19 protein-coding genes are annotated in these 25,977 nt (G+C 70.7%); 9 read left to right on the top strand and 10 right to left on the bottom strand.

What is annotated here, in order from left to right; genetic code table 11:
- The first annotated feature begins 76 nt into the window (after positions 1-76).
- Entirely contained in the window at positions 77-919 is an 843-nt protein-coding gene (locus FY030_RS11420; protein ID WP_158061617.1) for a hypothetical protein, read from the top strand.
- A gap of 376 nt (positions 920-1,295) precedes the next feature.
- Here FY030_RS11420 and FY030_RS11415 read toward each other — a convergent pair whose 3' ends face one another.
- Both FY030_RS11415 and FY030_RS11410 read right to left on the bottom strand, forming a co-directional pair.
- Positions 1,296-4,625, bottom strand: coding sequence for a UvrD-helicase domain-containing protein (locus tag FY030_RS11415; protein WP_158061616.1), 3,330 nt, complete (start codon positions 4,623-4,625; stop codon positions 1,296-1,298).
- Entirely contained in the window at positions 4,622-7,759 is a 3,138-nt protein-coding gene (locus tag FY030_RS11410; protein ID WP_158061615.1) for a PD-(D/E)XK nuclease family protein, read from the bottom strand. Before FY030_RS11410 ends, FY030_RS11415 begins: the two co-directional genes overlap by 4 nt.
- A 210-nt stretch (positions 7,760-7,969) precedes the next feature.
- Between FY030_RS11410 and FY030_RS11405 the strand changes: the two genes are divergently transcribed.
- Both FY030_RS11405 and FY030_RS11400 read left to right on the top strand, forming a co-directional pair.
- Positions 7,970-9,532, top strand: coding sequence for a trypsin-like peptidase domain-containing protein (locus FY030_RS11405; RefSeq protein WP_158061614.1), 1,563 nt, complete (start codon positions 7,970-7,972; stop codon positions 9,530-9,532).
- Between the two features lie 97 nt (positions 9,533-9,629).
- The gene (locus FY030_RS11400) at positions 9,630-10,862 is read left to right on the top strand and encodes a hypothetical protein (protein ID WP_158061613.1); all 1,233 of its coding nucleotides are present in this window, start codon (positions 9,630-9,632) and stop codon (positions 10,860-10,862) included.
- Between the two features lie 286 nt (positions 10,863-11,148).
- On the opposite strand, the gene FY030_RS11395 is transcribed toward FY030_RS11400, so the two are convergent.
- The 7 genes from FY030_RS11395 to FY030_RS11365 form a co-directional block, all read right to left on the bottom strand.
- Complete coding sequence (locus FY030_RS11395; protein WP_238348248.1) at positions 11,149-11,787, bottom strand: nucleoside/nucleotide kinase family protein; 639 nt, start codon at positions 11,785-11,787, stop codon at positions 11,149-11,151.
- A 31-nt stretch (positions 11,788-11,818) separates the two neighbouring features.
- Positions 11,819-13,243, bottom strand: a complete 1,425-nt coding sequence (gene xylB / locus FY030_RS11390; RefSeq protein WP_158061611.1) for a xylulokinase — start codon at positions 13,241-13,243, stop codon at positions 11,819-11,821.
- A 70-nt stretch (positions 13,244-13,313) separates the two neighbouring features.
- Positions 13,314-14,363: an NAD(P)-dependent alcohol dehydrogenase gene (locus FY030_RS11385; RefSeq protein ID WP_158061610.1), complete on the bottom strand. Its 1,050-nt coding sequence runs from the start codon at positions 14,361-14,363 to the stop codon at positions 13,314-13,316.
- The gene (locus tag FY030_RS11380; protein WP_158061609.1) at positions 14,350-15,852 is read right to left on the bottom strand and encodes a mannitol dehydrogenase family protein; all 1,503 of its coding nucleotides are present in this window, start codon (positions 15,850-15,852) and stop codon (positions 14,350-14,352) included. Before FY030_RS11380 ends, FY030_RS11385 begins: the two co-directional genes overlap by 14 nt.
- Positions 15,849-16,712: a carbohydrate ABC transporter permease gene (locus tag FY030_RS11375; protein WP_158061608.1), complete on the bottom strand. Its 864-nt coding sequence runs from the start codon at positions 16,710-16,712 to the stop codon at positions 15,849-15,851. Before FY030_RS11375 ends, FY030_RS11380 begins: the two co-directional genes overlap by 4 nt.
- Positions 16,709-17,656, bottom strand: a complete 948-nt coding sequence (locus tag FY030_RS11370; protein WP_158061607.1) for a carbohydrate ABC transporter permease — start codon at positions 17,654-17,656, stop codon at positions 16,709-16,711. Before FY030_RS11370 ends, FY030_RS11375 begins: the two co-directional genes overlap by 4 nt.
- A complete protein-coding gene (locus FY030_RS11365) occupies positions 17,653-19,056 on the bottom strand; it encodes an ABC transporter substrate-binding protein (RefSeq protein WP_238348246.1) in 1,404 nt (467 codons plus the stop codon). The genes FY030_RS11370 and FY030_RS11365 overlap by 4 nt, the downstream gene beginning before the upstream one ends.
- Before the next feature lie 138 nt (positions 19,057-19,194).
- Between FY030_RS11365 and FY030_RS11360 the strand changes: the two genes are divergently transcribed.
- A complete protein-coding gene (locus FY030_RS11360) occupies positions 19,195-20,139 on the top strand; it encodes a sugar-binding transcriptional regulator (protein ID WP_158061606.1) in 945 nt (314 codons plus the stop codon).
- 100 nt (positions 20,140-20,239) lie between these two features.
- The gene (locus FY030_RS11355) at positions 20,240-21,871 is read left to right on the top strand and encodes an FAD-binding oxidoreductase (protein WP_158061605.1); all 1,632 of its coding nucleotides are present in this window, start codon (positions 20,240-20,242) and stop codon (positions 21,869-21,871) included.
- Positions 21,872-21,927: 56 nt separating this feature from the next.
- Here FY030_RS11355 and FY030_RS11350 read toward each other — a convergent pair whose 3' ends face one another.
- Positions 21,928-22,440: a glutathione peroxidase gene (locus tag FY030_RS11350; RefSeq protein WP_420371857.1), complete on the bottom strand. Its 513-nt coding sequence runs from the start codon at positions 22,438-22,440 to the stop codon at positions 21,928-21,930.
- 141 nt (positions 22,441-22,581) lie between these two features.
- Here FY030_RS11350 and FY030_RS11345 point away from each other — a divergent pair, with 141 nt between their 5' ends.
- The 4 genes from FY030_RS11345 to FY030_RS11330 all read left to right on the top strand — a co-directional run bounded on the left by FY030_RS11345 (position 22,582) and on the right by FY030_RS11330 (position 25,974).
- Entirely contained in the window at positions 22,582-22,935 is a 354-nt protein-coding gene (locus FY030_RS11345) for a YciI family protein (protein ID WP_158061603.1), read from the top strand.
- A 5-nt stretch (positions 22,936-22,940) separates the two neighbouring features.
- Positions 22,941-24,200, top strand: a complete 1,260-nt coding sequence (locus FY030_RS17105; protein WP_158061602.1) for an RNA polymerase sigma factor — start codon at positions 22,941-22,943, stop codon at positions 24,198-24,200.
- 80 nt (positions 24,201-24,280) lie between these two features.
- A complete protein-coding gene (locus FY030_RS11335) occupies positions 24,281-24,637 on the top strand; it encodes a VOC family protein (RefSeq protein WP_158061601.1) in 357 nt (118 codons plus the stop codon).
- Positions 24,638-24,735: 98 nt separating this feature from the next.
- A complete protein-coding gene (locus tag FY030_RS11330; RefSeq protein ID WP_158061600.1) occupies positions 24,736-25,974 on the top strand; it encodes a metal-dependent hydrolase family protein in 1,239 nt (412 codons plus the stop codon).
- Positions 25,975-25,977: the final 3 nt, after the last annotated feature.

Raw genomic sequence — 25,977 nt, 5'->3', positions numbered from 1 at the left:
CGGTGCCGTGAAAGACCTGATGAAGGGGCTAGGGAGCTCGAACATTAGGATCGCCTGCATGCGCAGGGTCGGTGTCGTGGGAGCAGTGATCGGGTTCGTCATGTTGAGCGGCTGCTCAGGAACGGACGATGCGGCCGTGCAGGCGGTGACGGAGACTGTCACCGAGACGGTGACTGCCACCGCAACGGTGACTGCCACCGCAGATCCAGTCGAGGTTACAGTCACCGTTGAGGCCGCTGCCACGTCACCGGCTGCAGAGGCGACTTCCACTGGGCCAGTGCCCACGACGTCGACCGAAACAGCGGTGGACTCGGTGACCGGGCAAGACATGGGTGACGGAATTCGGTTGCTGGACACCGGCCTAAGTTTCGAGAGTAGCAGTAACTTTTCCTATTGGGGCGCGACCCTGATCAATACGGGTGGCACGCGACATGGGTGGGTTGTGAGCGCCAAACTCTACGATCGAGAAGGTGCTCTATTGGACGACGGGCAGCATGGGATCACTACGTTGAGAGAAGGGCAAACCTTCCATGTGGGGGGCATTTTCCTTGACGGTGGCCTTCACGCTGACTATGTCGAGATCGACGTGAGGTGGGAGGACAACTTCCGGTCTCTCGACGTAGTGCGGGGGGATCTAGAGATGGCCGGTGAGATTCTGTTGAAGGATGGTGACATCGACGGACTACGACTTCACCTGAAGAACAACACCTTAAGCACGGTGTCGGACGCGGGTGAGGTTTGCTTTGTACTGCGAGATGGCTCGCAACAGAACATGGGTGGGGGTTGTCAGTACGTGTCGGATCCCGTACCTGCTGGGGCGACGTCTCAGGCGCTAATCGATGCTCCTCGGGTGCCCGCCGACGAGACATGGACGGTGGACTTCGCCATCGCTTACGACGAGTTCAACTTTGAACGGTGACATACTAGCCAGTTGATTCCTACGGTTCGGCCTGGAGCCGCACGGGTGCGTGTCACCCGTGTTATCGGGTCTGTTCTCCGATCTAGAGGTCGGCGAACAGGGCGGCGCGTCTTCTCTCTAACTGACATCTCACGAGGGGCCGGCAAATAACCGCGTGGCGCACGAGGTGCCGGACGTGGGCAGGCCGAGGGAGTGGGCACCACCCCCCATACCGGCGGAACTGCCCGGCCTGCAGGGGCAGGAGGCCTGGCACCACGTCATCGGAGCGCTCGCGACACGTCTGATGATTGGCGCCCAGTCCTGAAAGCACTGGGTCGCGGACGTGGCCGGCACCTAGCGGTTGCCTGCCTCGGGCCCGGCGACACTTTCGCGCACGCTATCGCCCCACCGCATAAATGCCCTTGCTCGTGCCCAGCACTGCCTCGACCCGGTCGTCCCTGACGGCGCGGCCCACGATCTGGGCATACGCCCGCAACTGCGGCGCGTAGAACCGCGCCCGCGCATCCCACGCCTCCTGTGGCACGTCGTCCGTCTTGTAGTCCACCACCACCAGGCGCCCATCGTCCTCGCGGTACAGCAGGTCGACGAACCCCTCCAGCACCGTGCCGTCGTTCTGCACCGTGCCCACGTACGACTCGCGCCAATACTCCCGCTGTGCCGCCCGACGGACCACGTCCGACTCCTGCAGCGATTGCGCCAGGTGCCGCACGACGTCCGAGTGGTCCATCACCCCCTCTGCCCAGCACTGCGCCGCCACGGCGTCGTCTAGACCGGCGCCGGTGGCAAGGTCGACCGTCTGCATCACCCCGTGCACGGCGCGACCGATCGCCGAGCCGTACCTGCCCTTGACCCAGGCCGGCCGCTCCACGTCGCGCCCGCCTTTAGCCTTGGATCTCGCCACCTCCTCATCGTCCGCCGTCTGAGCGTCCTGGCCTTGCGCATAGTCGGGCGTTGCTCCGACAGGCAGCCCCGACAGTTCGACTTCCGGGTCTGAGCCTTCCAGCCCGGATGCGCTGCGCGAACTGGCTCGGCGGGACGCGGTGACCGACTCGTCCAAGGCCTCCCGCCAGTCGGCCCACTCCGGCGGCGGCACTGGGGCTGTCCGCGGACGGCCCACCTGCACGGACGGGTCAGGCAGGGCATCCGGCGTCGGCCCGACGGCGCCTCCGGCGTCGGCGGCCCCGGCGCCGGCCAGCAAGTGGGCCAGGGTGCTCTGTGTCCGGTGCGTCGACCGGTGCAGGGAGACGACGAGGTGGTCCTTGGCGCGGGTGGTGGCGACGTAGAGCAGGCGCCGTCGCTCCAGGTCGCCCATCTGCTCGTCCATGGGCTGGGCGTCGGCGAAATCGCCGGTGGTCAGGTCCTTGCCCAGCGAGATCGCGAAGCCGTCGTCGGTCCACAGCAGCTGCACGCCTCGACGGTTGTTGGGCTGCGAGGACAGGCCGGAGACCACCACCATGGGGAACTGCAGCCCCTTGGCGGCGTGCACCGTCATGATCCGCACCGAGTCGACGTCCGACTCCGGCAGCACCGACTCTCCGGCCCGCGAGGTCTCCGACGCCTGCGCCTGCGCCCACGCCAGGTAGGCCCGCAGGCCGCCGTGCTCGGTCTCCGACCACGCCCGGGCCTGGTCCACGACATACCGAAGCCGCCGCCAGGTGTCCCGCGCCCGGGGACCGGCTGCCGCCACCTCGAGCATGCGCCGGTCCGTGACCAGCCGGGTCAGCACCTCGCTCGGGGTCAGCCAGCGCGCCTCGTCGTGCAGGCCGCGCAGGTATCCCGTAGCTCGCCCGACCGGGTGGTCGGCCAGGGTCTCCGGCACCGGCGCGAGGAGGTGGAAGGTGCCGCCGTCGCGGCGGAAGGTGAACAGGTCGTCGTCGCCGCAGCCGAACAGGCTCGAACGCAGGGCGGTGACGAGGGAGAAGCCGTCGGAGGTGTCCGCGATCGCCCGCAGGGCGGCGAAGAGGTCCCGCACCTCCTGTGCCTGGTAGAGGATCGAGCTGGAGTCGGTGCGGTAGTCCACCCCGGCCGCGTCCAGCGCCTCCTCCAGGTAGGGCACCGAGGTCCGGGCGGGCACCAGGATCGCGATGTCGTCCTCCCGCAGCGGCCGCCAGGCTCGGCGCCGTCTCCCGTGCTCGTCGCGCTCGTCGGTTTCCGCCTCGGTCGTCCACCCCTCGTCGAGCGCCCGCCGGATGCTCGCCGCCGCGTCCGCGGCCTCCCGGCGGCGCACCTCGTCGGCGGAGGGCTTGTCCTCGTGCGCGTCGGCACCCAGGACCGCCACGGCCGGACCCACGGTCGCGCCGCTACGGTGGGCGGCCAGCGCCTCGTAGGCCGGTTGACGGTCCGGCTCCTCGGTGATGAGCTGCGCGAAGACTGCGTTGACCCAGTCCAGGACGGGCTCGCCGCTGCGGAAGTTGGTGGTCAGTGACACCCGGCCACCGAGCGTCTCGCGTGCCTGCAGATACATCCGGATGTCGGCCCGGCGGAAGCGGTAGATCGACTGCTTGGGGTCGCCGACGACGAAGAGCGAACCCGGCGGCACCTCGACATCCCTCCAGTCGGGCTGGTCGGCACCGGCCCCGCCGGCAATGCGCACCGCGATCTCGATCTGGATCGGGTCGGTGTCCTGGAACTCGTCGAGCAGCAGCCGGCGGTAGCGCCGGTGCAGCGTGTCGCGCACGTCGGCGTTGCGCAGGAGCAGGTCGCGGGCGAGGACGAGCAGGTCGTGGAACACCAGCTGTCCGTCGCGCCGTCGGGCGTGCGCCGACTCCAGCACCCGCTGGCCGCACCAGTGCACGATGACCCGCAGGCACCGGTCCTTGAGCTCGGCGAGCACCTGCTTGATCTCGTCCTGCCAGTCCTTGCAGTGCTGTTTGAGCTCGGTATGCCGCCCGCGCCAGTTCTGCGCTGTCCCGTGGCGAAACTTGAGGTCGCCTGTGGAGGTGAGGGAGGCCGCGATGTCCGCGGGGTCGGCGCCCAGGGCCTCGTGTCGGTCGGCCCACTTCGTCAGCTCGGCCAGATCCGGCAGGAGCTTGTCGGCGGGGTCCAGGCAGGTCTCGGCCTCTCCCGCCAGCTCCAGCGCCCGCTCCACCAGGTGCCCGATGTCGGGCAGGCTCGGCGGTTCCGGTGCCTGCGCACCGACGACGTGCGACTCGACCAGGTCCCAGTCGGCGTTGAGCTTGGCCACGACCGCCCGCACCTGGTCCACCTTCACGCCGGTGGCCAGCGCGAGCTCGAGCGTCGTGGCGAGGTCGTCGTCATCGAGCAGCTGCCCCCGCAGCTCGGCCCACCGGGCCTCGAAGGCCACCGACGAGCCGACCTCGTCGAGCACCTCGACCAGGGGCGGGACGCCGGCCTCGATCGGGTGCTCCCCGAGGATCCGCTGGGCGAAGGAGTGCAGCGTGCCGATCGCGGCAAGGTCGAGGCCGTCCAGCGCCGCCTCGGCCCTTCCCCGCTCGGCCTCGTCCCCGGACCGGACCGCGTGCTCGAACGCGGCCCGCAGCCGGTCGCGCAGCTCGGCCGCGGCCCGCTCGGTGAAGGTCACCGCCGCCACCGCCTCGATGGGTATGCCGTCGCGCAGCACGAGCGTGGCCACCCGCTCGACCAGGGAGCGGGTCTTGCCCGACCCGGCCCCGGCCTCGACGAAGAGGGTCTGGTCGGTGCGTTGCCGGATCCGCTCGCGGGCGGCGTCGTCGGTCAGCTGCGTCATCGCTCGTCCTCCTCGCTCGCGTCGGCGGGCTCGACCAGGGCGTCCGGCTCGACCAGGGCGGTGTAGTCCCGCAGCTCCGGCGTGGCGCGGAGCATCTCCCACCGCTCGCGGATCGTGGCGTGGCCCCGGCCGTCAGGGTTGCAGGCGGAGCACTGCACCCAGTTGAAGTCGGCCGCCTTCGGCGCACGCTGGGGGAAAGAACCCCGTGCGATGCCGTCGACGAGCAGGCCGAGCGTCTCGGCATACCGCTCCATGACCGACGTGGTGAGCGGCAGCTGCACCCGGCCGGTGTCCCTGCCGGTGAACCAGTAGAGCGCCTCGACGGGGGTGTGCGCCTCGCCGTGGGCTGCCCGGACGGCCACGGCGTAGGCCGGCAACTGCAGCTTGCTGCCCCCGAGGACGGGGTCGTCCTCGTCAATGTCCTTGAACGAGTTCTTCCGACCGGTCTTGATGTCGGTGACCAGCAGCGTGCCGTCGCGGCGCCGGTCGACCTTGTCCGCTGACCCGCGCAGGTGCACTGTGCGCCCGTCGGCCAGGGTCACCTCCACCGGCGGCGCGCCACGGAGCCCGAACGTGAGCTCGCTGGCCACCACGGCGGCCTTGTGCTCGGCCCGCCAGGCGTCGTCGTCGGTCAGCATCCGGTCCAGGACCGTGCGGAGCCACTGCCGGTGTCGGGCCCACAGGCGGGGGTGGCCGGTGCGGCCCTCGGCCTCGTAGCGGGCGCCTACCTCATCGCCGAACTCGAGGAGCCGGGCGCGCTGAGCCGCGCTCCAGGGCTGGCCATATCCCGGGAGCTTCCCGCGCTCAGCCGCCTCCCGCACCAGCCCGTCCATCGCCTCGTGGACGAGCGAACCGAGGTCGCTGGCGCTGATCGTGATGATCTCCTCGGGGGTCTCCACCGGCTCCACCCGCAGCAGCCGCTGGACGAAGTAGGCGTGCGGGCAGGAGGCGTAGCTCTCCAGCGCGGTGGGGGACACGGCGCTGGTGCCTGCCCCGTGGTCGGGCAGGCCGGCGACGCCGGCGAGGTTGCCGTCGAACCGGCTGAAGGTGTCGCCGCGGCGGGCCTGCAGCAGCTCGGTCGTCGCCGTGACGACCGGATCGGCCGGGGCGACACCGGACAGGTGGGCGCGGACACGCCACTCCTGCTCGGTGGCGGGGTGCATCGTGGCGCTCAGGGTGCCGGCGAAGGAGGGGGAGCCCTGGATCGCCTCCCCGGCGGGTGCGGCGCCGCGTTCCCACTCCGTGGCCGGGAGGTCAGGCTGCCCGCTGAGCACGCGCAGGGAGGGCAGCAACCACCGTGAAGGCAGGCGGTGGGAGTGCCGCCGCAGGTCGCCGCGGGGGAAGCTGGCCGTCACCTGGGCCGCCGAGTGGAAGGCGGCCAGCAGGGCGCGGTGGGTGGTCTCGGGGCGGCGCCGGGTGCTGCGGAGGGCCCAGCCGGTGGCCTCGCGGGCGCGCTCGGGCAGCAGGGAGTCCTCCCGCAGCGTGCCGGGGCACAGGTCCTCGGCCAGGCCGAGCACGTGAACCACGTCCAGGTCGAGCCCGACCGCCTGCTCGACCGGAGCGACGAGCACGCCGCGGCCGAAGGTGCCGACCCGGGGGAGGGCCCCGTCGAGTTCGAGGCCCAGGATCTCCTCCACCCCGGTGAGCGAGGGGGTGGTCGGGGTGCCGTCGAGGGCGTGCAGCTGGGACAGCGCGCTCCTGACGGTGACCAGGGCGTGCTGCTCGGCCGGCGGCAGGCGCCGGTGGGTGGCGGGAGGCAGGACCGCGTCGACGATGCCGCGCAGGGTCTCCGCGGCCTCGGTCCAGGTCGCGGCGCGGTCCAGGCCGTCCAGCCGCTCGCGCAGGGTCGTCATGAAGGTCTGCATGGCCGCGGCTGCGTCACGGTGGCGGGTGAGCCGGTCGCGGGTGCTGTCGTAGACCTCGTCTTGGAGCCGGTGCTCCAGCGACTGCTGGTGGAAGGAGAGCCGGTCCTGCCAGTCATCCCCGGCCACGACGCCGGCCTCGCGGGTCAGGCGCTCCCAGAGGGGGAGCGGGACCGGGTCGGCCGAGCCGTCGGAAGCCGGGCTGAAGGTGACGACCGGCAGCTCGCCAATGGTGCGCAGGACGTCGGCCCGCCGGTAGCCGGTGCGGGCGATCTCCAGCAGGCCCAGGACCAGCCGCGCGACCGCGCGTTCGGCGACGGGGCGGACCCCTGGACCGTTGACCTCGATCCCCGCCGCGGCCAGGTGCTCGTGGAGCAGCCGCGCGTAGGGGTCGCGGGCGGCATACAGCACCGCGACCCGGTGGGCAGGCGTGGTGCGCAGGGCGCGGACTACCTCCCGGACGGCGCAGCGGACCTCGTCGTCGGAGTCCGAGGCGTGCGCGATGCGGTCCACCGTCCGCGGGGTGCGCGCCGGCGGCGGGGGAGCCCCGGGCACGACGGCATGTACCGTCTCGAGCACCGCGGAGTCGGCCCGAGGGTCGCCGGTGTGCCCCGCGACGACGTGGGTGTCGGTGAGCTGGGCCAGGACGGCGGCCAGACCGGCCTGGGCGTGCGTGAACTCCTGGGGGAGGTAGATGACGATGCTGCCCAGCTCGGCGGCTCGCCCGACGGTGAGCGTGGCGGCCGCGGTGTGAAGCAGGTCAGTCTCGTCGTAATGACCACCGGCCATGCGCTCCCGCGCCGCACGATGGACGCGGACGACGTCGGCGCACAGGTTGCTGGTGCCAGCGACCCCCTCGCAGGCCATGTCGTCCACGTCGCGCAGGTCGTGGTGGGCGCGGGCCAGGGCCCGGGCGGTGGACGGGTGGTCGGCGACCTCACGGAAGATGCCGGGCCGCTCCTGCAGCACCCCGCGGACCGTCGCGGCCACGAAGGCCCGGGTCGCGGGGCGGCGGCCGGCGCCGGTGAGCCGCGGAGCGGCGAGCTGCTCCGCCAGCCGGGGGAGGGTGGTGACCCACAACCCTGCGACCGCGGGCCGGTCGGGGTGGAAGCCATGGGCGAGGTGCCGCCGAGCGACGATGCCGGCGACGTTGCTCGGGACGACGAGGGTGACGGGATGGAGCGGGTCGTCCTGCTTGAGGTTAGCGACGACGGTTCTGAGCGCGTCCAGCGCGCGGCGGCCATAGGACGTCCATGTCACGTGTGCCGGCACTGGCCCTCCTTCAGCGTGGTGATGACACCGTACACAGGCGCTTTCCTCGTCTCACCCGGGCACCGTCCTTCGTTGCGGTAAGACACCATTCGCGTGACGCAAGACACTTGTGTGTTCGATCACAGGGAAGGAAAACAGGACGGTGCGCTGAGGTGCGGCTTCTATCATTGACGTGTCGCGACCGCATCTTCTGGCGCGCGCCATAGACAGGTGAGAAAGCACGTGAATGACGCAGGGGAGTGGCCGGCTAGCGGTCCAGGAAGCACCAAGCCGGGTTCGGGCCTCCGCACCTTCGGCTTGATCGTCATCGGGGCACTCATCGCGGTGCTCGTCGGCGGGGTGGGTCTCTTTCTCGGCCTGCGGCTGGGCAAGGACGATCCGGAACCGGTCGAGGACCTCGCTGCATCGACGATTCCGGTGGCGGCGACTGTCGAGCCGGCTGCTGTGACAGAGGAGCCACGGGACGAGGTACTCGGGAACGCTGAGCTGGCCGAGCGCTACGGCCGCTCCGTCTTCAAGGTGGAGACCGACGGCTGCGGGATGGAGGGCTGGGGGACTGCCTGGGTGCTGGACGACAAGCACCTCGTAACCAACTGGCATGTGGTCAGCAACGACCCGACGCCGGACCTGGTCAGCCGGGACGGGGTCATACGCTTCTCCGGCGAGGTGATCGGCGGGCAGACCGATCCCGACGTCGCGGTAATCCGGGTTGACGAGACGCTCCCCAACGCATTGCCCTGGGCGGACACGGATGATCTCCGGGAGGGGCAGGAAATCGTCTCGCTCGGGTTTCCTGCACCCGCCGGGGACTTCTCCGTGACCCCGTCCACGATCATCAGCTTCCAGCGGTCCGGTTCCACGCGGGAGGCCATCCGTGGTGACGGTGCTCTCGATCGCGGCAACTCCGGTGGCCCTGCCCTCACCCGAGACGGTGCCGTCGCGGGCGTCGCCACCGTGATGGTCCAGGAGAGGAACCAGCTGCAGATGGTGCCGTTGCTCTTCACCGCGAACGCCCTGCAGCGCTCGGTGGACGACATCGTTGCCAACCCCCAGCAGGTCGAAGCGGAGTGCGACCCGCAGTACGCCGTACTCCCGGACGGATGGGAGTCAGATTTCGACGACTGGTTCACTCATGGCCCGCAGGCCTACGGGGACGACGCGACCCTCGACCGGTTGTGGGACTCCTGCTCGGCCGGAGATCTCGGCGCGTGCGACGACCTCTACTGGGCGTCTGCCTTCGGCTCCGAGTACGAAGCCTTCGCGATCTCCTGCGGTGGCACCTCCGACGGTGCCTTTGGCTCCTGCGAGGCCTCGGCGGAGTGGGACGCCCAGGTGGCCGAGTGGGAGGCGGAGGAGCAACGGCAGGAGGAGGAGCGGCAGCAAGAGGAGCGACGTCAGGAGGAGGAGCGGCAGCAAGAGGAGCGAGCTCAGGCGCAACTTCTTACGGCCCTGCTCACTTCGTGCCAGAACGGCGACATGCAGGCGTGCGACGACCTGCAAGGGGAGGCCGGCTGGGGTACCACGGAGTATGAGGTCGCCTGGTCCTGCGGCGGTCACTACCCCGACGGCTACGGCGCTTGCGTCGACCGCGAGGCCGAGGCTGCTGAGTTGACCGTGCTCGTGGGTCAGTGCCAAGCGGGGGACATGCAGGCCTGCGACGACCTGTTCTGGGCCTCTGGTTACGAAACGCCGGAGGAGGCTGTTGCTGAGGACTGCGGCGGTTTCTACCCAGGACGGGGCGGCATGTGCGTCTACACCGAGGAGAATGGCTGATCGTCCCGTGGGCCGTTTGACGGTTCGAGCCCAGGGTTTGTGGCGTCAGCCTCAGCCTTCAGCCGGGTATGTCGCCGACGGAGACTACGATCGCGACATGGCAGATGCAGGGGAGACAGTCGCGGTCTACGAGGCTGAGGATGGGGTGCTTCTGTTCGGGAGCGAAACGGCTCTCGAACTTCTCGACAACGAGCTCGGTGCGGTGTCCAGGCCACTGTCGACCAAGCACCTGGCACGGGCTGTCGGATACACCGGTAGCGCCGGCGGGAAACTGATCGCGGAGAGCGGGCGGTGGGTCAAGATCACCGAAGAGACCGCCGCTATTGCCAAGGCGGCCGTGGGTGGAACTGAGAAGCTCAAGTCGGGCGTGGTGCGAAAGAATAATGGGCAGATCTTCAAGCACGTAAAGTTTGAGAACGTCTCGAAGGTCGGCGCGCTGACGCCAGCGTTGCCTGCCGTGCTCGGTGCCATGGCGACGCAGTACGCCATCGAATCGGCGCTGGACGACATCACCGCCTACCTCGAGGAGATCGACCGCAAGCTGGACCAGCTGCTCAAGCAGCACAAGACCAAGACGCTGGGGCAGATCGGTGGGGTCTCCCTCGCGATCGACGAGGCGGCCTCCATCTACGCCTCGACCGGGACGGTCTCGAGCACGACGTGGTCCAAGGTGCAAGGCACGTCGCTGGCCCTGCAGACGATGCAGGCCGAGTCGATCGAGCAGCTGCACGTCCTCAGCGAGGACGTCTCGGCAGCGGCCGGCGACGCGGACAAGGCTGCCAAGGTGCTCACCCGGGTCAGGGACGACGTCCAGTTCTGGTTGGGCGTGCTGGCCCGCACGATCGCTCTCCAGGACAGGCAGTACGTCCTCGAGCTGGCCCGGGTCGCCGACGAGGACGAGCTGCAGCTGCAGGCCCACCGCGAAGGGATCACGGTGGCCCGGGCAGAACGGGTCCGACGGATCGTGGCCGGCCTGGAGGTGATCGTGGAGTCGGTGACCGCATCGTCCACGCTGTCCAACGCCGCGAAGGTCGCCAACCCCATCTCCGCACCAAGGGTTACCCGCCAAGCCAATGCCATCACCGAGAGCATCTCGACCTTCGCTCAGCACGCCAACCTCGAGCTCGACGGCTCGGGACCGGTCGACCTGACCCCCTGGGCCAGGGCCGCCCGCGGGCTCCTGGACGAGGCGTCCACGGCCGTGACCACCGCCGGCTCCGGTGTGGCGGGGCGTGCCCGGTTGCTCGGACAGACGGTCGAGCAGCGCCGGGACGAGCGGATCCTGCGCAGAGCGAAGACGATCCAGGAGAAGCGTTCGCGCAACGACTAAGTGGAGCCCGACAGTCTGAGGGCCGGGCGGCGCCGATGCTCACATGCGAAACGACGGCAACACGCCTTGGCGCGCCCGTCATCATGAGTGGAGATCGATGAGCTTCAAGCCGGTGACGGTGCGCCGGGCTGCCGCAGCCCGTGGCACCGCATCACCGTGGCGACCAGGACGTCGTCGAGTCAATGTTGGAGCGCGCCACACACCAGCGCTACACCTCGGTCAGGAGCATCATTGCTCCCGAGGTCACCGGTCCTGTCGTATGCGTTCCAGTTGAAGCCCAAGGCACTCACAGCCACACGATGCGCGTTGCTAGCTCCTTGAGCGACTCCACCGCAACCGCGTTGTCATGGTCCGGCCCGAGTGCCCGCTCGTGTGCCCGTGCCGGGTCCTCGCCGTGCCGGACATGCCGCTCGACCAGACGCGCCTCACGCACCCGCGGGTCGAGGTCGAGGAACCACACCTCGTCCAGAGCGGCGCGCGCCTGGGGCCAGGCGCCGGTCCTGGCGAGCAGGTAGTTGCCCTCGGTGACTACGAGCGGCACCGCTGGCGAGATGGGCAGGGCCGAGCCGATCGAGGTCTCGAGGTCGCGGTCGTAGCGGGGGGCGTAGACGATCTCGTCCGGCGGCTGGAAGCGCAGCCGGGCGAGGAGAGCGGCATACCCGGCATCGTCGAAGGTGTCGATGGCGCCCTTGCGGCCGCGGGCCCCGCGCGCGTGCAGGATCGCGCCGTCGAGGTGGAAGCCGTCCATCGGCGCGAGGGCGACCAGCTCAGACCCGAGCGCGTCCGCCAGGGCGGCCGCGAGCGTCGACTTGCCGGCGCCGGGCGCCCCGGTGAGCCCGAGGATGGTGCGTCCCGGGCGTCCTGCCAGACGGCGGGCGTCCTCGACCAGGGCAGCGAGCGTGTCCGGTAGCGGCTCGGACGTCACGCCAACCCCGGTCGCCCCTGAGGAAACGACGTCACTGCCGCACCCCGTGCATGGTGGCGAGCAGCTCGGCATACCGTCCCTTGACCTCCTCGACCAACGGGTCGACGACCGGCTCCGCGCCGACGACGAGCTCCACGGCGGCCCACTCCGGGCAGGTGTCCTCGCCGGAGAGCACCCAGGCGGCCTGGCGCGCGGCGCCGCGGGCGACGTACTCGCCCGGAGCAGGCACGACGAGCGGGACGCCGATGAAGGTGGCGGCGATCTCCCGCACGGCCGCCGACCCGGTGGCGCCGCCGATGAGGAGGACCCGCTCGACGTCCACCCCCTCACGGCGGAGGGCGTCGACGCCGGCGGCCACGTTGAGCAGCATGCCCTCGACGAAGGCCCGTGCCACGTTGGCCGGGGTGAGGTTGTTGCGGGTCATGCCCGACAGGGTGCCGGTCGCCGTCGGCAGGTTCGGGGTCCGCTCGCCGTCGAGGTAGGGGAGCAGGGTCAGCCCGCCCGCGCCGGGCTCCGCCTCCAGCGCCAGGCGCTCCAGACCGGCTAGGTCGGTGCCGAGCGCCGCGGCCCCGGCCCCGAGCACGCGGGCGGCGTTGAGCGTGCACATGAGCGGCAGGTGGCCACCCGCGGCGTCCGCGAAACCCGCCACCTCGCCCGTGGGGTCCTGGGTGGGACGGGGATGCGAGGCGAAGGCGGTGCCGCTCGTGCCGAGCGAGACCGCCACATCTCCGCCCCTCAGGCCGAGCCCCAGCGCAGCGGCTGCGTTGTCGCCGGCGCCGGGGCCGACCATCCGGCCCGCGGGGCTGCGGCCGGCCGCCGTGGCAGGGCCGAGCACCTCGGGCAGCTCGAGGTCGCCGCGGCCGGTCGCCAGCCGCAAGAGGTCGTCGCGGTAGGTATCCGTCGTGGCGGAGAAGTAGCCGGTGCCGGACGCGTCGGACCGGTCGGTGACCCACCTCTGCACCGGTCCGTCACCGGCGAGCAGCCGGCTGGTCAGCCAGTCGTGCGGCAGCACGACGGTGCGGGTGCGGGCCAGGTGGTCCGGTTCGTTGCGGGCCAGCCAGCGCAGCTTGGTGACGGTGATCGCGGCCACCGGCACGACCCCGATCGCCTCGGCCCACGCCTGCGCTCCGCCGAGCTCGTCGATGAGGTCGAGCGCGTCCGGGGCCGACCGGGTGTCGTTCCACAGCAGCGCCGGGCGGACCACGCGCTGGTCCTCGTCAAGGCACACCATGCCGTGCTGCTGGCCGGCGACGGAGATCGCCGACACCCCCTCCAGCAGCCCACCGGAGGTCGCCTCCTGCAGCGCGGTCCACCAGTGATCCGGGTGCACCTCGGTGCCGTCGGGGTGGGCCGCGCGGCCGGTGCGCACCACCTCACCGGTCCGGGCGTCGCAGACCATCACCTTGCACGCCTGCGTGGAGCTGTCGATCCCGGCGACGAGGGTGGGTGCGTTCATCAGTTCTCAGTCCTCCAGTAGGCGTCGGTCTGTCAAATACTGTCAGTCCCTCCAGGAGACGTGGGTTGCGTCAATTGTGCGGGTGGATCATCGACTTGATGGCCCGCGGGTCGTCCATGGCGGCGGTGAGCGCCTCGGCGGTCTGGTCGAGTCGGAAGTGCCCGGTGACCAGGTCGTCGAGCCGCACCTGCCCGTTGGCGACCAGGGCGATCGCCGTCGGCCAGGTGTTGGCGTAGCGGAAGACCCCGGTGACCAGCAGCTCCCGCTCCTGGACCAGCGAGAGCGGAAGGTCGAGGGTGTCGCCGCCCATCCCGACCAGCACGGCCCGTCCGGCTGGGGCCAGTGACTGCAGGCCGGCCAGCGTCGAGCCGGGATGACCGCTGCACTCCAGCAGCACGTGGGGGGCGGGGCGTCCGCCGTGCCACTCATCCAGTGACACCTCGCGAGCGTCGACGGTGTCCGTAGCCCCGTGCGCGGCTGCCACCGCGAGCCGGTGCGGGTTGACGTCGACGACCACGACCTCGGCCGCCCCCGCCACGCGGGCCACCTGGGCACAGAGCAGCCCGACCGGCCCGGCCCCGGTGACGAGCACGCGGTCGCCGGGGCCCACGGCTGCCTTGCGGCAGGCCCACAGCGCCACCGAGAGCGGCTCGACCATCGCCGCGGCATCGTCACCCACCTCGTCCGGCACGGCATGGGCGAAGGCGTGGTGGTGCACGATGACCTCGCTGAGCGAGCCGTCGACCGGTGGAGTGGCGTGGAAGACCATGTCCGGGCACAGGTTGTAGCGACCGGACAGGCACTGCTCGCACTGGCGGCAGGGCACGCCGGGCTCGATCGAGACCCGCTGCCCGGCGCGGGCGGGGTCCACACCCTCGCCGACGCCGACGATGACCCCGGCCGACTCATGACCGAGGACGAGTGGCGCCGTGACGGCATACGAGCCGATCCGTCCGTGCGTGTAGTAGTGCGTGTCGGACCCGCACACGCCGACCGAGGTGACCTGGATGAGCACCTCGTCGGGTCCGGGCTGCGGACGCGGCCGCTCCTGCACCTGGATCGTGCCGGGCTGAAGGAGGACGGCTGTCCTCGTCGTCTCCGGACCGTCAGCCGTTGACATGGTCCTCCAGGGTCGCGCGGGCACCCTTGTCGTGCAACGACCTGAGGAACCCGAGGTAGGCGGTGGTGAACCGTTCATCGTGCCGCAGGTCGCCGAAGAAGGACTCGTCCTGGAGGAAGGCGAGCGGCTCCTCGCGCTGACGTGCGGCCGCCGCCATGACCGTGTCCTTGAACCGGTCGACCACCTCGATCGGCTGGCCCTGCTCGTCCACGCCCTCGGCATACCGTGCCCAGGAGGCGACGACGAGCGCGGAGGAGTCGATCCGCCCGCCGTGCTCGAGGTTGTGGCGGATGACCGGCACCAACCACTTCGGTATGCGGTCGCTGGACTCCGCGCACAGGCGCGCCAGGGTGTCGCGCACCTCGGGGTTGGCGAAGCGGTCGATCAGCTCGCGGCGGTAGGCGTCGAGGTCGACGCCCGGGACCTCGGGCAGGGTGGGCGCGCCCTCGTGCTCCATGTAACCGAGGAGGAAGTCGACGAACAGCGGGTCCTGGCAGACCTCGTGGACGTATCGGTAGCCGGAGAGGTAGCCGAGGTAGCACAGGGCCTGGTGGCTGGCGTTGAGGAGGCGCAGCTTCATCAGCTCGTAGGGGACGACGTCTTCGACGACCTGGGCCCCGGCCTCCTCGAAGGCGGGCCGGCCGGTGGGGAAGTGGTCCTCCAGCACCCATTGGGTGAACGGCTCGCAGACCACCGGCCAGGCGTCCTCGACCCCGAACTGCTCGGCCAGGGCGGTGATGTCCTCCTGGCTGGTCACGGGGGTGATGCGGTCGACCATCGAGTTGGGGAAGGCGACGTGCTCGGCCAGCCAGGGGGCGAGCGGCTCCCCTCCGGGCGACCGGTCGTCCTGCAGGGCCGCGAAGGCGCCGATCATGTCCCGCGCGACGTCGCCGTTGCCGGGCAGGTTGTCGCAGGACATCACGGTGAACGGCTCCGCCCCGGCTGCGCGGCGACGGCGCAGCGCCTCGGTGACGAAGCCGAAGGCGCTGCGCGGGGTGCCGGGGGAGTCGAGGTCGGCCTGCAGGGCCGTGTCGCCGGGGTCGAACCGCCCGGTCACCTGGTTCACGTGGTAGCCGCCCTCGGTGATGGTCAGGGAGACGACCCGCACCCGGGGGTCGACCATGGCCGCCAGCACCGCCTCGGGGTCGTCGGGGGCGAACAGGTAGTCGACCAGGCAACCGATGACCCGGGGCTCCAGCGTCCCGTCCGGGTGCTTGATCACCAGGGTGTAGAGGCAGTCCTGCCCCTTCAGGGCGTCGCGCATGCGGACGTCGCCGGGCATCGTGCCGACCCCGACGACGGCCCAGTCGTGGTCGCGCCCGTCCTCCATCAGCCGGTCGAGGTACATCGCCTCGTGCGCCCGGTGGAAGCCACCCACGCCGAGATGGACGATGCCGGGTGTCAGGGTCGAACGGTCGTAGCTGGGCCGGGCCACCGTGTCGGGCAGCTGGTCGAGGGTCTCGTCGCCGAGCCGGGGCCTCGTCGTCACTTCACCGCTCCCATCGACAGGCCCTGGACGAGCTTGTCCTGGGCCGCGAAGCCGGCCGCCAGCACCGGGACCGACACGACCAGGCTGGCCGCGCAGACCTGCGCCAGGAACAGCCCCTGGCTGGTGACGAAACCGGTGAGGTAGACCGGTGCCGTCTGCGCGACGGTGCTGGTCAGGACCCGGGCCAGGAGCAGCTCGTTCCAGCTGAAGATGAAACAGATGAGCGCCGCCGCGGCGATGCCGGGCATCACGACCGGGGCGATCACCTGGCGCAGGGTGGTGATCAGGTTCGCCCCGTCGATCTGCGCCGCCTCGATCATCTCCACGGGCACCTCTGCGAGGAAGGAGCGCAGCATCCAGATGGCGATCGGCAGGTTCATCGATGTGTAGAAGATGGTGAGCAGAAAGATGTTGTCCAGCAGCCCGGAGAACTGGGCGAAGAGGTAGATCGGCAGGATCGCGGCGACGATCGGCAGCATCTTGGTGGAGAGCAGGAAGAAGAGCACGTCCTGCCACTTGTTCACCGGCCGGATCGACAGTGCGTAGGCGGCCGGGAAGGCCAGGAGGATGACCAGCGCCGTGGACAGCACGCTGGCCGTCGCCGAGTTCAGGAGCGGGCCCCACGGGTCGGCCCCGAAGAAGTTGCGGTAACCCTCGATGCTGAAGGGGGAGAGCAGCTGCGGCGGGTTGGTCGCGGCGTCGGTCTCGCTGCGGAAGGACACCAGCACCATCCACAGGAACGGGATGAAGAAGAGCAGGCCGATGGCCCAGGCCAGGATCGTCAGCCCGAGGCCCTGACGACCGGCCTTGTCGCGGAACGGTGTGCGGCGTTGGCTCGGGGGCTTGAGTGCGATGGTCATCGTGACTCCTGCTGGAAGACGGTGAAGACGGTCCGCAGGGCGAGCATCGACACGATGAGGGTGCCCGCCACCGTGACGACCCCGGCGGCGGAGGCGCGGCCGTAGTCCTGTGCGGTGTAGAAGGTCTGGTAGACGAAGTAGGGCAGGTTGGCGCTGCCCGTGGCACCAGCGGTGATGGTGAAGACGTGGTCGAAGTTCTGCACCACGTAGATGGTGCCGAGCAGCACGCTGAGCTCGATGTACGGGCGCAGGTGCGGCAGCGTCATGTGGATGAAGATCTGCCAGCTGCTGGCGCCGTCGATGCGTGCCGCCTCGACCACGTCCATCGGACGGCTCTGCAGCCCGGCGAGCAGGATGAGCATCATGAACGGCGTCCACTGCCAGGAGATCGCCGCGATCAGGGCCGGCAGCGGCATGCTGCCCACCCAGTCGGGCTGGGGCGCGTTGTCGCCGAGGAAGAGCGTGAGCAGGCCGTTGAACAGGCCGTACTCGGGGTTGTAGAGCGCGTGCTTCCACAGCAGCGCCGCCGCGATCGGCACGAGGAGGAACGGCGTGATCATCATCGTGCGCACGACGCCCCGACCCGGGAACTTCCGGTCGAGCAGGAGCGCGATGAGCAGACCCAGGACGAGGCAGATGAGCACCACGCTCACGGTCAGCACGACGGTGACGACCACCGCCGAGCGGGCGTTGACGTCGGTGAAGACCCGGACGTAGTTGCTGAACCCGGTGAACCCCCGGTCCTCGGGGTAGTAAGAGTTCCAGTTCATGAACGAGACGATCAGCGTGCCGAGGAAGGGCAGCTGGGTCAGCACGATCACGAAGATGAGGGCGGGCAGCAGCGGCAGCCTGCGGCGCCACGCCTCTGACATCCCGCTCTGTCGCCGCTCGGCGGGCGGGGGTGCCCCCGTCCGGGCGGCGTCCGCGGCTACTTCGGTGCTCATCGGTCGCTCTCCTCTCGTGCCTCGTAGCGCTCGGCGATGTCCTCGGCCAGCCGCTGGCCCTGGTCGAGGGCGTCCTCGACGCTCATCCGTCCCGCGATCGCGGCGCTGATGTCCTGGCTGACCTGGGTGCCCAGCTCGGGGAACTCGGGCAGGCCGATGAACTGGATGCCCATCGCGGGCCGGGGCTGGAGCCCGGGGTTCTCCGGGTCGGCAGCCTCGATCGCCCGCCTGGTCGGCTCGGCGAAGGCTCCTGCGACCTCGAGGTAGTCGGGGTTCTCGTAGGTGGAGGCGCGCTTGCCCGAGGGCACCTGGGCCCACCCGACCTCCTCGCCGACGAGCTCCTCATACTCCTTGCTCGAGGCCCAGGAGATGAACTCCCAGGCGTCGTCCTTGTTCTCCGAGGCCTCCTGGACGGCGAACGACCAGGCGTAGAGCCAGCCCGAGCTCTCCGTCTCGACCACCGGTGCCGGCGCGTAGCCGAGCAGGCCCTGGACGGGCGAGCCGTCCGCCTCGAGCGAGCCGGCGGCCGAGGTGGCGTCGTACCACATCGCCGAGTTGCCCTGGGTCAGGTTGTTGAGGCACTCCACGAAGCCGGCGTTGGGTGCTCCGCGCTGACCGTGCTCGCGGACCAGCTCGACGTAGAAGGTCACCGCCTCGGTGAACTCGGGTGAGTTCACCATCGGGCGCATCCCACTGGTGGAGTTCTGCTCGTCGGACTCGAACCAGGTGCCGCCGAAGGTGTTGACCACGGTGGTCAGCGGGGCGAAGATCTGGCCCCAGCCGGGTTGCCCGCGCAGGCAGATCCCGGACATGCCGGGCTCGGCGCCGTCCACCTGGGCGGCAATGTCGGCGACGTCCTGCCAGGTGGGTTGCTCAGGCATCGTGATGCCCTCCCGGTCGAGGATGTCCTGGCGGTACATCAGGAACGAGGACTCGCCGTAGAACGGCTGTCCGTAGACACTGCCGTCGACCGTCAGCGAGGTCGTCATCGGCGTGAGGATGTCGTCCTGGTCGAAGTCGGGGTCGGAGGCGATGTAGTCGTCGAGGTTGGCGACCCACCCGGCCCGCGCATAGATCGGGACCTCGAAGTTGGAGAGGGTGGCGACGTCATACTGCCCCGACTGGCTGGTGAACTCCTGGCTCACCAGGTCGCGCAGGTCGTTCTCCGGCAGGATCGTGTAGTTGACCGAGATGCCGGTCTCCGCGGTGAAGTGCTCCTCGGTGAGTCGCTGGAGATCGACCATCTGGGGGTTGTTCACCATGATCACGTTCAGCGACCCCTCCGCCCCCGCGTTTCCCCCCGCCCAGCCTGCGGTGCAGGCGCTGAGCGAGAGGGCCGCGGTGAGGGACAGTCCCAGAGCTGTCGTCGTCCTGGTGCGTGGCCGTCTGCGTCGTTGCACTGTCTCCACCCTTCATGAAACTCAAATGAGCAACTCATTTGCACACTTGAGCGCAAGGCCAGAGTCAACTATCCTTCCGCGCAGGTGTCAAGGTCTGCGGCAAGGTCGCCGGGGCTCGGTAGGGAGAGGCGGCGCGCGATGGGACAGGGAGACATCCTGGGCTCGGACGAGCGTCGTGTTGCGGCTGCGGTGGCTCGCCGCTACTACCTGGAGGGCGAGTCCAAGGTGGACATCGCCGCCGATCTGGGCCTGAGCCGCTTCAAGGTGGCGCGGCTGCTGGACCTGGCCAGGGAGACCGGGATCGTGCGGATCGAGGTCGTCGAGCCGGTCGAGGGGCAGGTGCTGGAGCTCGCGGCGCGGGTCAGGAGCAGATGGGGTCTGCGCGAGTGCTGCGTCGTGCCGGATTCGGGCGCGCCCCAGCGCGACGTCGGTCGCGCCGCCGCGGACCTGCTGGGTCAGTTGCTCGGCCCGCAGGACGTGCTGGGTATGCCGTGGAGCCGGTCGGTGCACGCCATGGTGGACTGCCTGACCACGCTGCCGAGGGTGCCGGTCGTGCAGCTCAGCGGCGCGATGGCCACCAACCCCGTCGACAGCAGCACGATCGACATCGTGCGCCGCGCCGCACGGATCGCCGGCGGCGGCCGCCAGGTCTTCTTCGCCCCGTTGGTCATGCCCGACGCGGAGGCCGCCGAGGCGGTGCGCCGTGATCCTGCGGTGCGCGACACCCTGGCCTCCGCGGACACAGTGACGGTGGCGATGGTGGGTGTGGGGGCCTGGGCACCGGGGGAGTCGACCATCTACGACGCCGTCGACGAAGAGGCCCGTGGGGGGGTGGTCGCCGCCGGTGCCGTCGGCGAGATCGCGGCCGTCTTTTTCGACGAGCAGGGGGCTCTGGTCGAGACACCCCTCTCCGGGCGGGTGATCGCCCTGAGCGGGCAGCAGCTCGTCCGGATCCCCACCGTGGTGGCCAGCTGTCACCAGCTGTCCCGGGTGCCGGCGTTGGTCCCTGCGCTGCGAGGCGGGCTGGTCAACGCGCTGGTCCTCACGGCGGAGGTCGCCGAGGAGCTGCTGGTCGTCCCCTGACACCCAGCCGCTTCACGGCCCACTGTAGGCACGTGCCTTCTCAGTCGCTGCGCGGCCGACTGCTCACCCGGATTGCCGTCTCCGGTGTTCTAATGGGGCCGTGCCCCGACGACCTGAGCGCACCCGGGGGACGCACCGACGCGGCGGTCGGCGGCGTGGCCTGCGCTGGGGCGTCGCAGCCGTCGCTCTCCTGCTGGTGCTGGTCGTCGGCGGGCCCCAGCTGGCCCTGTGGTCCTCGGCTCCCGTCGCGGCGAAGGACTGCAAGGTGGGCCCAGCCCCGGACGCGCTGGTCCGGGCTGCGTCCCAGTCATCCGGCAAGCCGAGGCCCGCGGCATACCCAGGCGGTCTGGAGCAGACCGGTGGCACGGTCACCGACGCCAGCTGCCTGACGCGCACCCTGGTGCACGGCGTGGCGCGCCCGCGTGACGAGGAAGAGGTGCGGGCCGCCCTGGCGTATGCCGAGGAGCGCGGGCTGGCGGTCTCCGTGGGCGGCACCCAGCACGCCATGGGCGGCCAGGCGTCATATCCGGGTGGCCTGGTTGTGGACATGCGCGGCATGGACACGATCACCGTCGACGAGGAGACCAGGACCGCCGTCGTGCAGGCCGGGGCGACCTGGCACCAGGTGCTGGAGGCGGTGCACCCCGCCGGGCTTGCGGTCGCGACCATGCCGAGCATCGACGTGCTCAGCGTCGGCGGCACGGTCTCGGTGAACGCGCACGGACTGGACTTCCGGGCGGGCAGCCTGTCGTCGACGATCCTCTCGGTGCGGGTCATGCTCCCGGACGGCAGCGTGCACCGGGCGAGCCGGGACGAGCAGCCTGAGCTCTTCGCGGCCGTGGTCGGGGGCTACGGGCTGGTCGGCGTGATCCTCGACGTCGAGCTCGACCTCGTCGACAGCGAGATGTACCGGCTGCGCACCACCGTCGTGGACTACCAGGACTTCCCGGCCTACTTCGCCACCGACGTAGCCGGCGACGACGCGGTCCGGATGACGTACACGCACCTGTCGACAGCACCGGGCAGCCTGCTCCGGGAAGCGATCGTCTACGCCTACGAGCGGGTGGAGGAGCCGGAGCCGGTGCCACCGTTGCGGGAACGGGCCTCGGACCGCGCGAGCCGCCTGATCTTCAACCTGGCCCGGACCGGGGACCTGGGGCAGCGGGTCCGGTGGACGGCTCAGCGAGAGCTGCTGCCGCGCGTGCGCGGATGCCTGCGCTCGCGCAACGAGTCGCTGCGCGAGGCCGAGGCGTGCATGGTGGGGCGCAACCAGGCGATGTACGAGAGCCTGGGGTTCCTGCAAAACCGGCTGCCGCAGTACACCGACGTGCTGCACGAGTACTTCCTGCCCCACGACCAGATCGTGCCCTTCCTGGACGAGCTGCGGACCCAGCTCGGGGAGCACGACGCCCAGCTGCTCAGCGCCTCGATCCGGTCCGTGCACGAGGAGGACGTCGTCCTCGACTACGCGCAAGGAGAGCGCTTCTCGGTGGTGCTCTACGTGAGTCAGGAGGTGAGCGACGCCGGCAGCGAGGACATGGCGTCGCTCACGCGGGCCCTGGTCGCGGCCTCGCTGGAGCACGGCGGGACGTTCTACCTGCCCTACCAGCAGCACTACACCCGGGAGCAGGTCGCGCAGGCCTACCCGCGGCTCGAGGAGTTCTTCGAGACCAAGCGCCGCTACGACCCTGACCTGCGCTTCCGGAACAGCTTCTCCGAGCGCTTCATGTGAGCTGCGCGCTCGTGGGCCCCGCTGGGGAGGGAGGCCCAGATCCGCCCCTCGACAGCTCAGCGGGTGGCGGTGCGTACGTCTAGTGCCGCCTCGATCGCCTCGACGACCTGCGGGTCGGTCGGCTCGGTGCGGGAGCGGAACCGGGCGACCGGCGTGCCCGTGGCGTCGAGGACCCACTTCTCGAAGTTCCACCCGACGTCGCCGGCCTGACCGTCGGCGTCGGGCACCTGCGTCAGCTCGGTGAAGAGCGGGTGCCGGTCCTCGCCGTTGACGTCGACCTTGTCCATCATCGGGAAGCTCACGCCGTAGGTCGCGGAGCAGAACTGTGCGATCTCCTCGTTGGTGCCGGGCTCCTGGCCGCCGAACTGGTCGCAGGGAAAACCGATCACGGTCAGGCCGCGCTCGCCGTACTCCTTCTGCAGCTGCTCGAGGCCGGCGTACTGCGGGGTCAGCCCGCAGCGCGAGGCGACGTTGACGACGAGCAGGACTCGGCCGGCGTGCTCACCGAGCGTCGTGGAGCGGCCGTCCAGGGTGGTCAGGGGGATGTCGTGGAGCGTCACCCGGCTCACCCTAAGGGGAGCCTGCGCAGCGAACAGGGCAGCCGGACGCATCTGCATGAAAGAACGCGAGACCACCTGTCGATCTCGCAGCCCCTCGTCCGACATGCTGGTGAGGTCGCGATCGGCGCGGCCCGACGAAAGGAAACAACGATGAAGTATGTCGTGCTGCTGATGGCCGATGGTGCCGTCCCGGAGTGGTCCGGGATGACCCAGGAGGAGCAGGCGGCGGTGATGGGCCGCTTCGAGGCGTTCGACGACGCGTGCCGTGAGCGCGAGGGGGTACAGATCCTCGCCGGTGAGGCGCTCGGTGCCGGCGACACCGCCATCGTCGTCCGCACACGCGACGGGCAGCGCACCATCACCGACGGGCCCTTCGCCGAGGCGGTCGAGCAGCTGGGCGGCTTCTACCTGCTCGAGGCCCCGGACGTCGACGTCGTCCTGGAGCTGCTCGAGCAGCTGCCGCCCTACGACCTGCAGATCAGCCCGGTCGTCGACCCGATGTGAGAGCGGTGGATGCGGCGGAGGAGCTCGCGCGCGTGGTGCGCGAGGAGTGGGGGCGCCTGGTGTCCCTGCTCCTCGCGCGCCACGGCCGGCTCGACCTCGTCGAGGACGCCCTCGCGGACGCCGTCGAGGCTGCGGCCCGACAGTGGGAGCGGGACGGTATGCCGAGCAACCCGCCCGCCTGGTTGGTCACCGTCGCCCGGCGCCGCATCCTCGACCGGCTGCGGGCCGAGGCGATGGCGCGGCGCAAGGTGCCGCTGCTGGTCACCGACGTGCACCGCGAGGGCGCGGCGGCGATGGCCGACCCCGGCGACCTCGTCGAGGACGACCTGCTGCGGCTCGTGCTCATGTGCACCCACCCGGCCCTGGCGCCCGAGGCGGCCAGCGCGCTCGCGCTGCGGCTCGTGCTCGGCGTGAGCACGCACGACATCGCTCGGCTGTTCCTCGTGCCTGAGCCGACGATGGCGGCCCGGCTCACCCGGGCGAAGAAGAAGATCGTCGCCGCGGGCGTGCCCTTCGCCGTGCCGGGAGCCGACCGGCTGCCGGCACGGCTGGGGGTCGTCGCGCAGACGGCCTACCTGGCGTTCACCGCCGGCTATGCCCCGGGCAGCGGGCCGGACCCCGTGCGCGTCGACCTGGCCGGTGAGGCCGTGCGCCTCGTCCGGGTGGTGCGCGGCCTGCGGCCCGAGGAGCCGGTGCTCACCTCCCTGCTCGCGCTCGTCCTGCTGCAGCACTCGCGCCGGCACGCCCGCGTCGACACCGACGGGCGCCTAGTCCTGCTGCCGGACCAGGACCGCGCGCTCTGGCAGCACGAGGAGATCGCGGAGGCGGTCGCGCTCCTGGACGCCCCGGTCCTGGCCGGACCGCTGTCGGCCCAGGCCGCGTCATACCTGATCCAGGCGCGGGTCGCGGCCGAGCACGCGACGGCCCCCAGTGCCGGGGAGACCAGGTGGGACCGGGTGGTGGCGCACTACGACGTCCTGCTCGAGGTCGACCCCAGCCCGGGGGCCCGCCTCGCCCGGGCGGTCGCCGTGGCCGAGAGCAGCGGTCCGGCCGCCGGCCTGTCGGCCCTGGAGGGCCTGGACCTGCCCGAGAGTCACCGGCTCGCCGCGGTGCGGGCCGAGCTGCTCGCCCGCACCGGGGACGTGGCGGCCGCGAGAGGGGCTTACAGCGCGGCGCTTGCCCTGTGCCGCAACGGCTCCGAGCGGGAGCACCTCGAGGTCCGGCGTGCGCAGCTCGACGACGCCCGCCCGGCTGGACGCACCTAGACCTGCTGCGGCACAGGGCCCGCAGACCCGGTGGCAATCGCGGACGCGAACCGTCCGCATTCGCCCCTACCGTCGTCACCATGGCTATCGCAAGCATGCCCAGCACGGTGATCGACTGTCCCGACCCCGCGATCATGGCGGAGTTCTACGGGACCATGCTCGACTGGAAGGTGGAGGTCGACGACGATTGGGCCGACATCCGCGGCCCCCACGGACAGTGCATCTCCTTCCAGCAGGTCGAGGACTACGCCGCGCCCGTCTGGCCGGAGCAGGACGTGCCCCAGCAGATGCACATCGACGTCATGGTCGAGGACCTCGACGAGGCGGAGGCCGAGGTGGTGCGGCTCGGCGCGACCAAGGCCGAGCGCCAGCCCGGCGAGACGTTCAGGGTGTTCCTGGACCCCGCCGGGCACCCGTTCTGCCTCTGCGTCGAGTAGGTCACGCCCCGTTGGCACCCGCCGGGGTAGTAGCTGCTGCCGAGCTGACCGCCAGGCAGCAGCGCGCAACGGCATGACCGGGGGTAGCGTCGGGCGACATGGACCGGATTCTTTTCCGTGGTGGTGTCGTGGTCGACGGCTCGGGTGCCGAGCCGTCGACGGGTGACGTCCTGGTGGTGGACGGCCGGGTCGCGGCGGTCGGCAGCGACGTTGTGGGGTTGGACGAGGGGACAGCAGGCGAGCGCACGCGGGTGGTGGACTGCACGGGCGCATTCGTCACCCCCGGGCTCTTCGACTGCCACGTGCACTTCCTCTTCGAGCAGCCCACGATGGTGCAGATCCTGCAGACGCCGTTCTCCCTGCCGTTCTACGAGGCCATCGACCGGATGCGGCGCACGGTCGCGACCGGCATCACCTACGTGCGCGACGCCGGCGGTGCGGACCTGGGGTTGGCGGAGGCGGTGCGGCGGGGGCACGTGCTCGGGCCGCGGATGCAGGTGGCGATCCAGATGATCAGCCAGACCGGCGGGCACGGTGATGACTGGCACGTGTGTGGCGCGCACGTCGGCCTGCTGGCGGAGCACCCCGGTATGCCGTCGGCGGTGGTGGACGGGCCGATCGAGATGCGGCGCAAGGTCCGCGAGCTGGTGCGGGCCGGCGCGGACGTCATCAAGGTGGCCACGAGCGGCGGCGTCCTCTCACCCCGGTCCAACCCCAGCCACGGCCACCTGCGTGACGACGAGGTCGCCGAGCTGGTGCGCGAGGCCACCGCCGCGGGGCTCAACGTGATGGCGCACGCGATCGCCACCGACGGGATCAAGACGGCGATCCGCAACGGGGTCCGCTCGATCGAGCACGGGATCTACCTCGACGACGAGGCCATCGAGCTCATGCTCGAGCACGGCACCTGGCTGGTGCCCACCCTCAGCGCTCCGCGGGCGGTGCTGGCCCAAGCCGATGCGGGCGCCCCGATGTCGGACGCCGTCGTCGCCAAGGCCCGCCGAGTCGCCGCTGTGCACGACGCGTCGGTGCGCCGGGCGATCGAGGCCGGCGTGAAGGTCGCGATGGGCACCGACTGCGGGGTGGGCGTGCACGGCACCAACCTCGAAGAGCTCGGGCATCTGGCCGCCCTCGGGATGCCAGCCGCCAAGGTCTGGGCGGCCGCGTCCGGTGTCGCCGCGGAGCTGCTGGGGGTCGAGGCCCAGCACGGGACGCTGGAGGCGGGCAAGGTCGCCGACGTCGTGGTCATCGACGGTGCGTATGACGAGTGGACCGGGCTGGGGGAGCGGGTCCGGGAGGTCTGGATGGCCGGGGAGCGCGTCAGCTCCCGCGGGTAGCGG

It is taken from the genome of Ornithinimicrobium pratense (genome assembly GCF_008843165.1).
Lineage (GTDB): Bacteria > Actinomycetota > Actinomycetes > Actinomycetales > Dermatophilaceae > Ornithinicoccus > Ornithinicoccus pratensis.
This window is presented reverse-complemented; position numbering and strand designations above follow the sequence as displayed.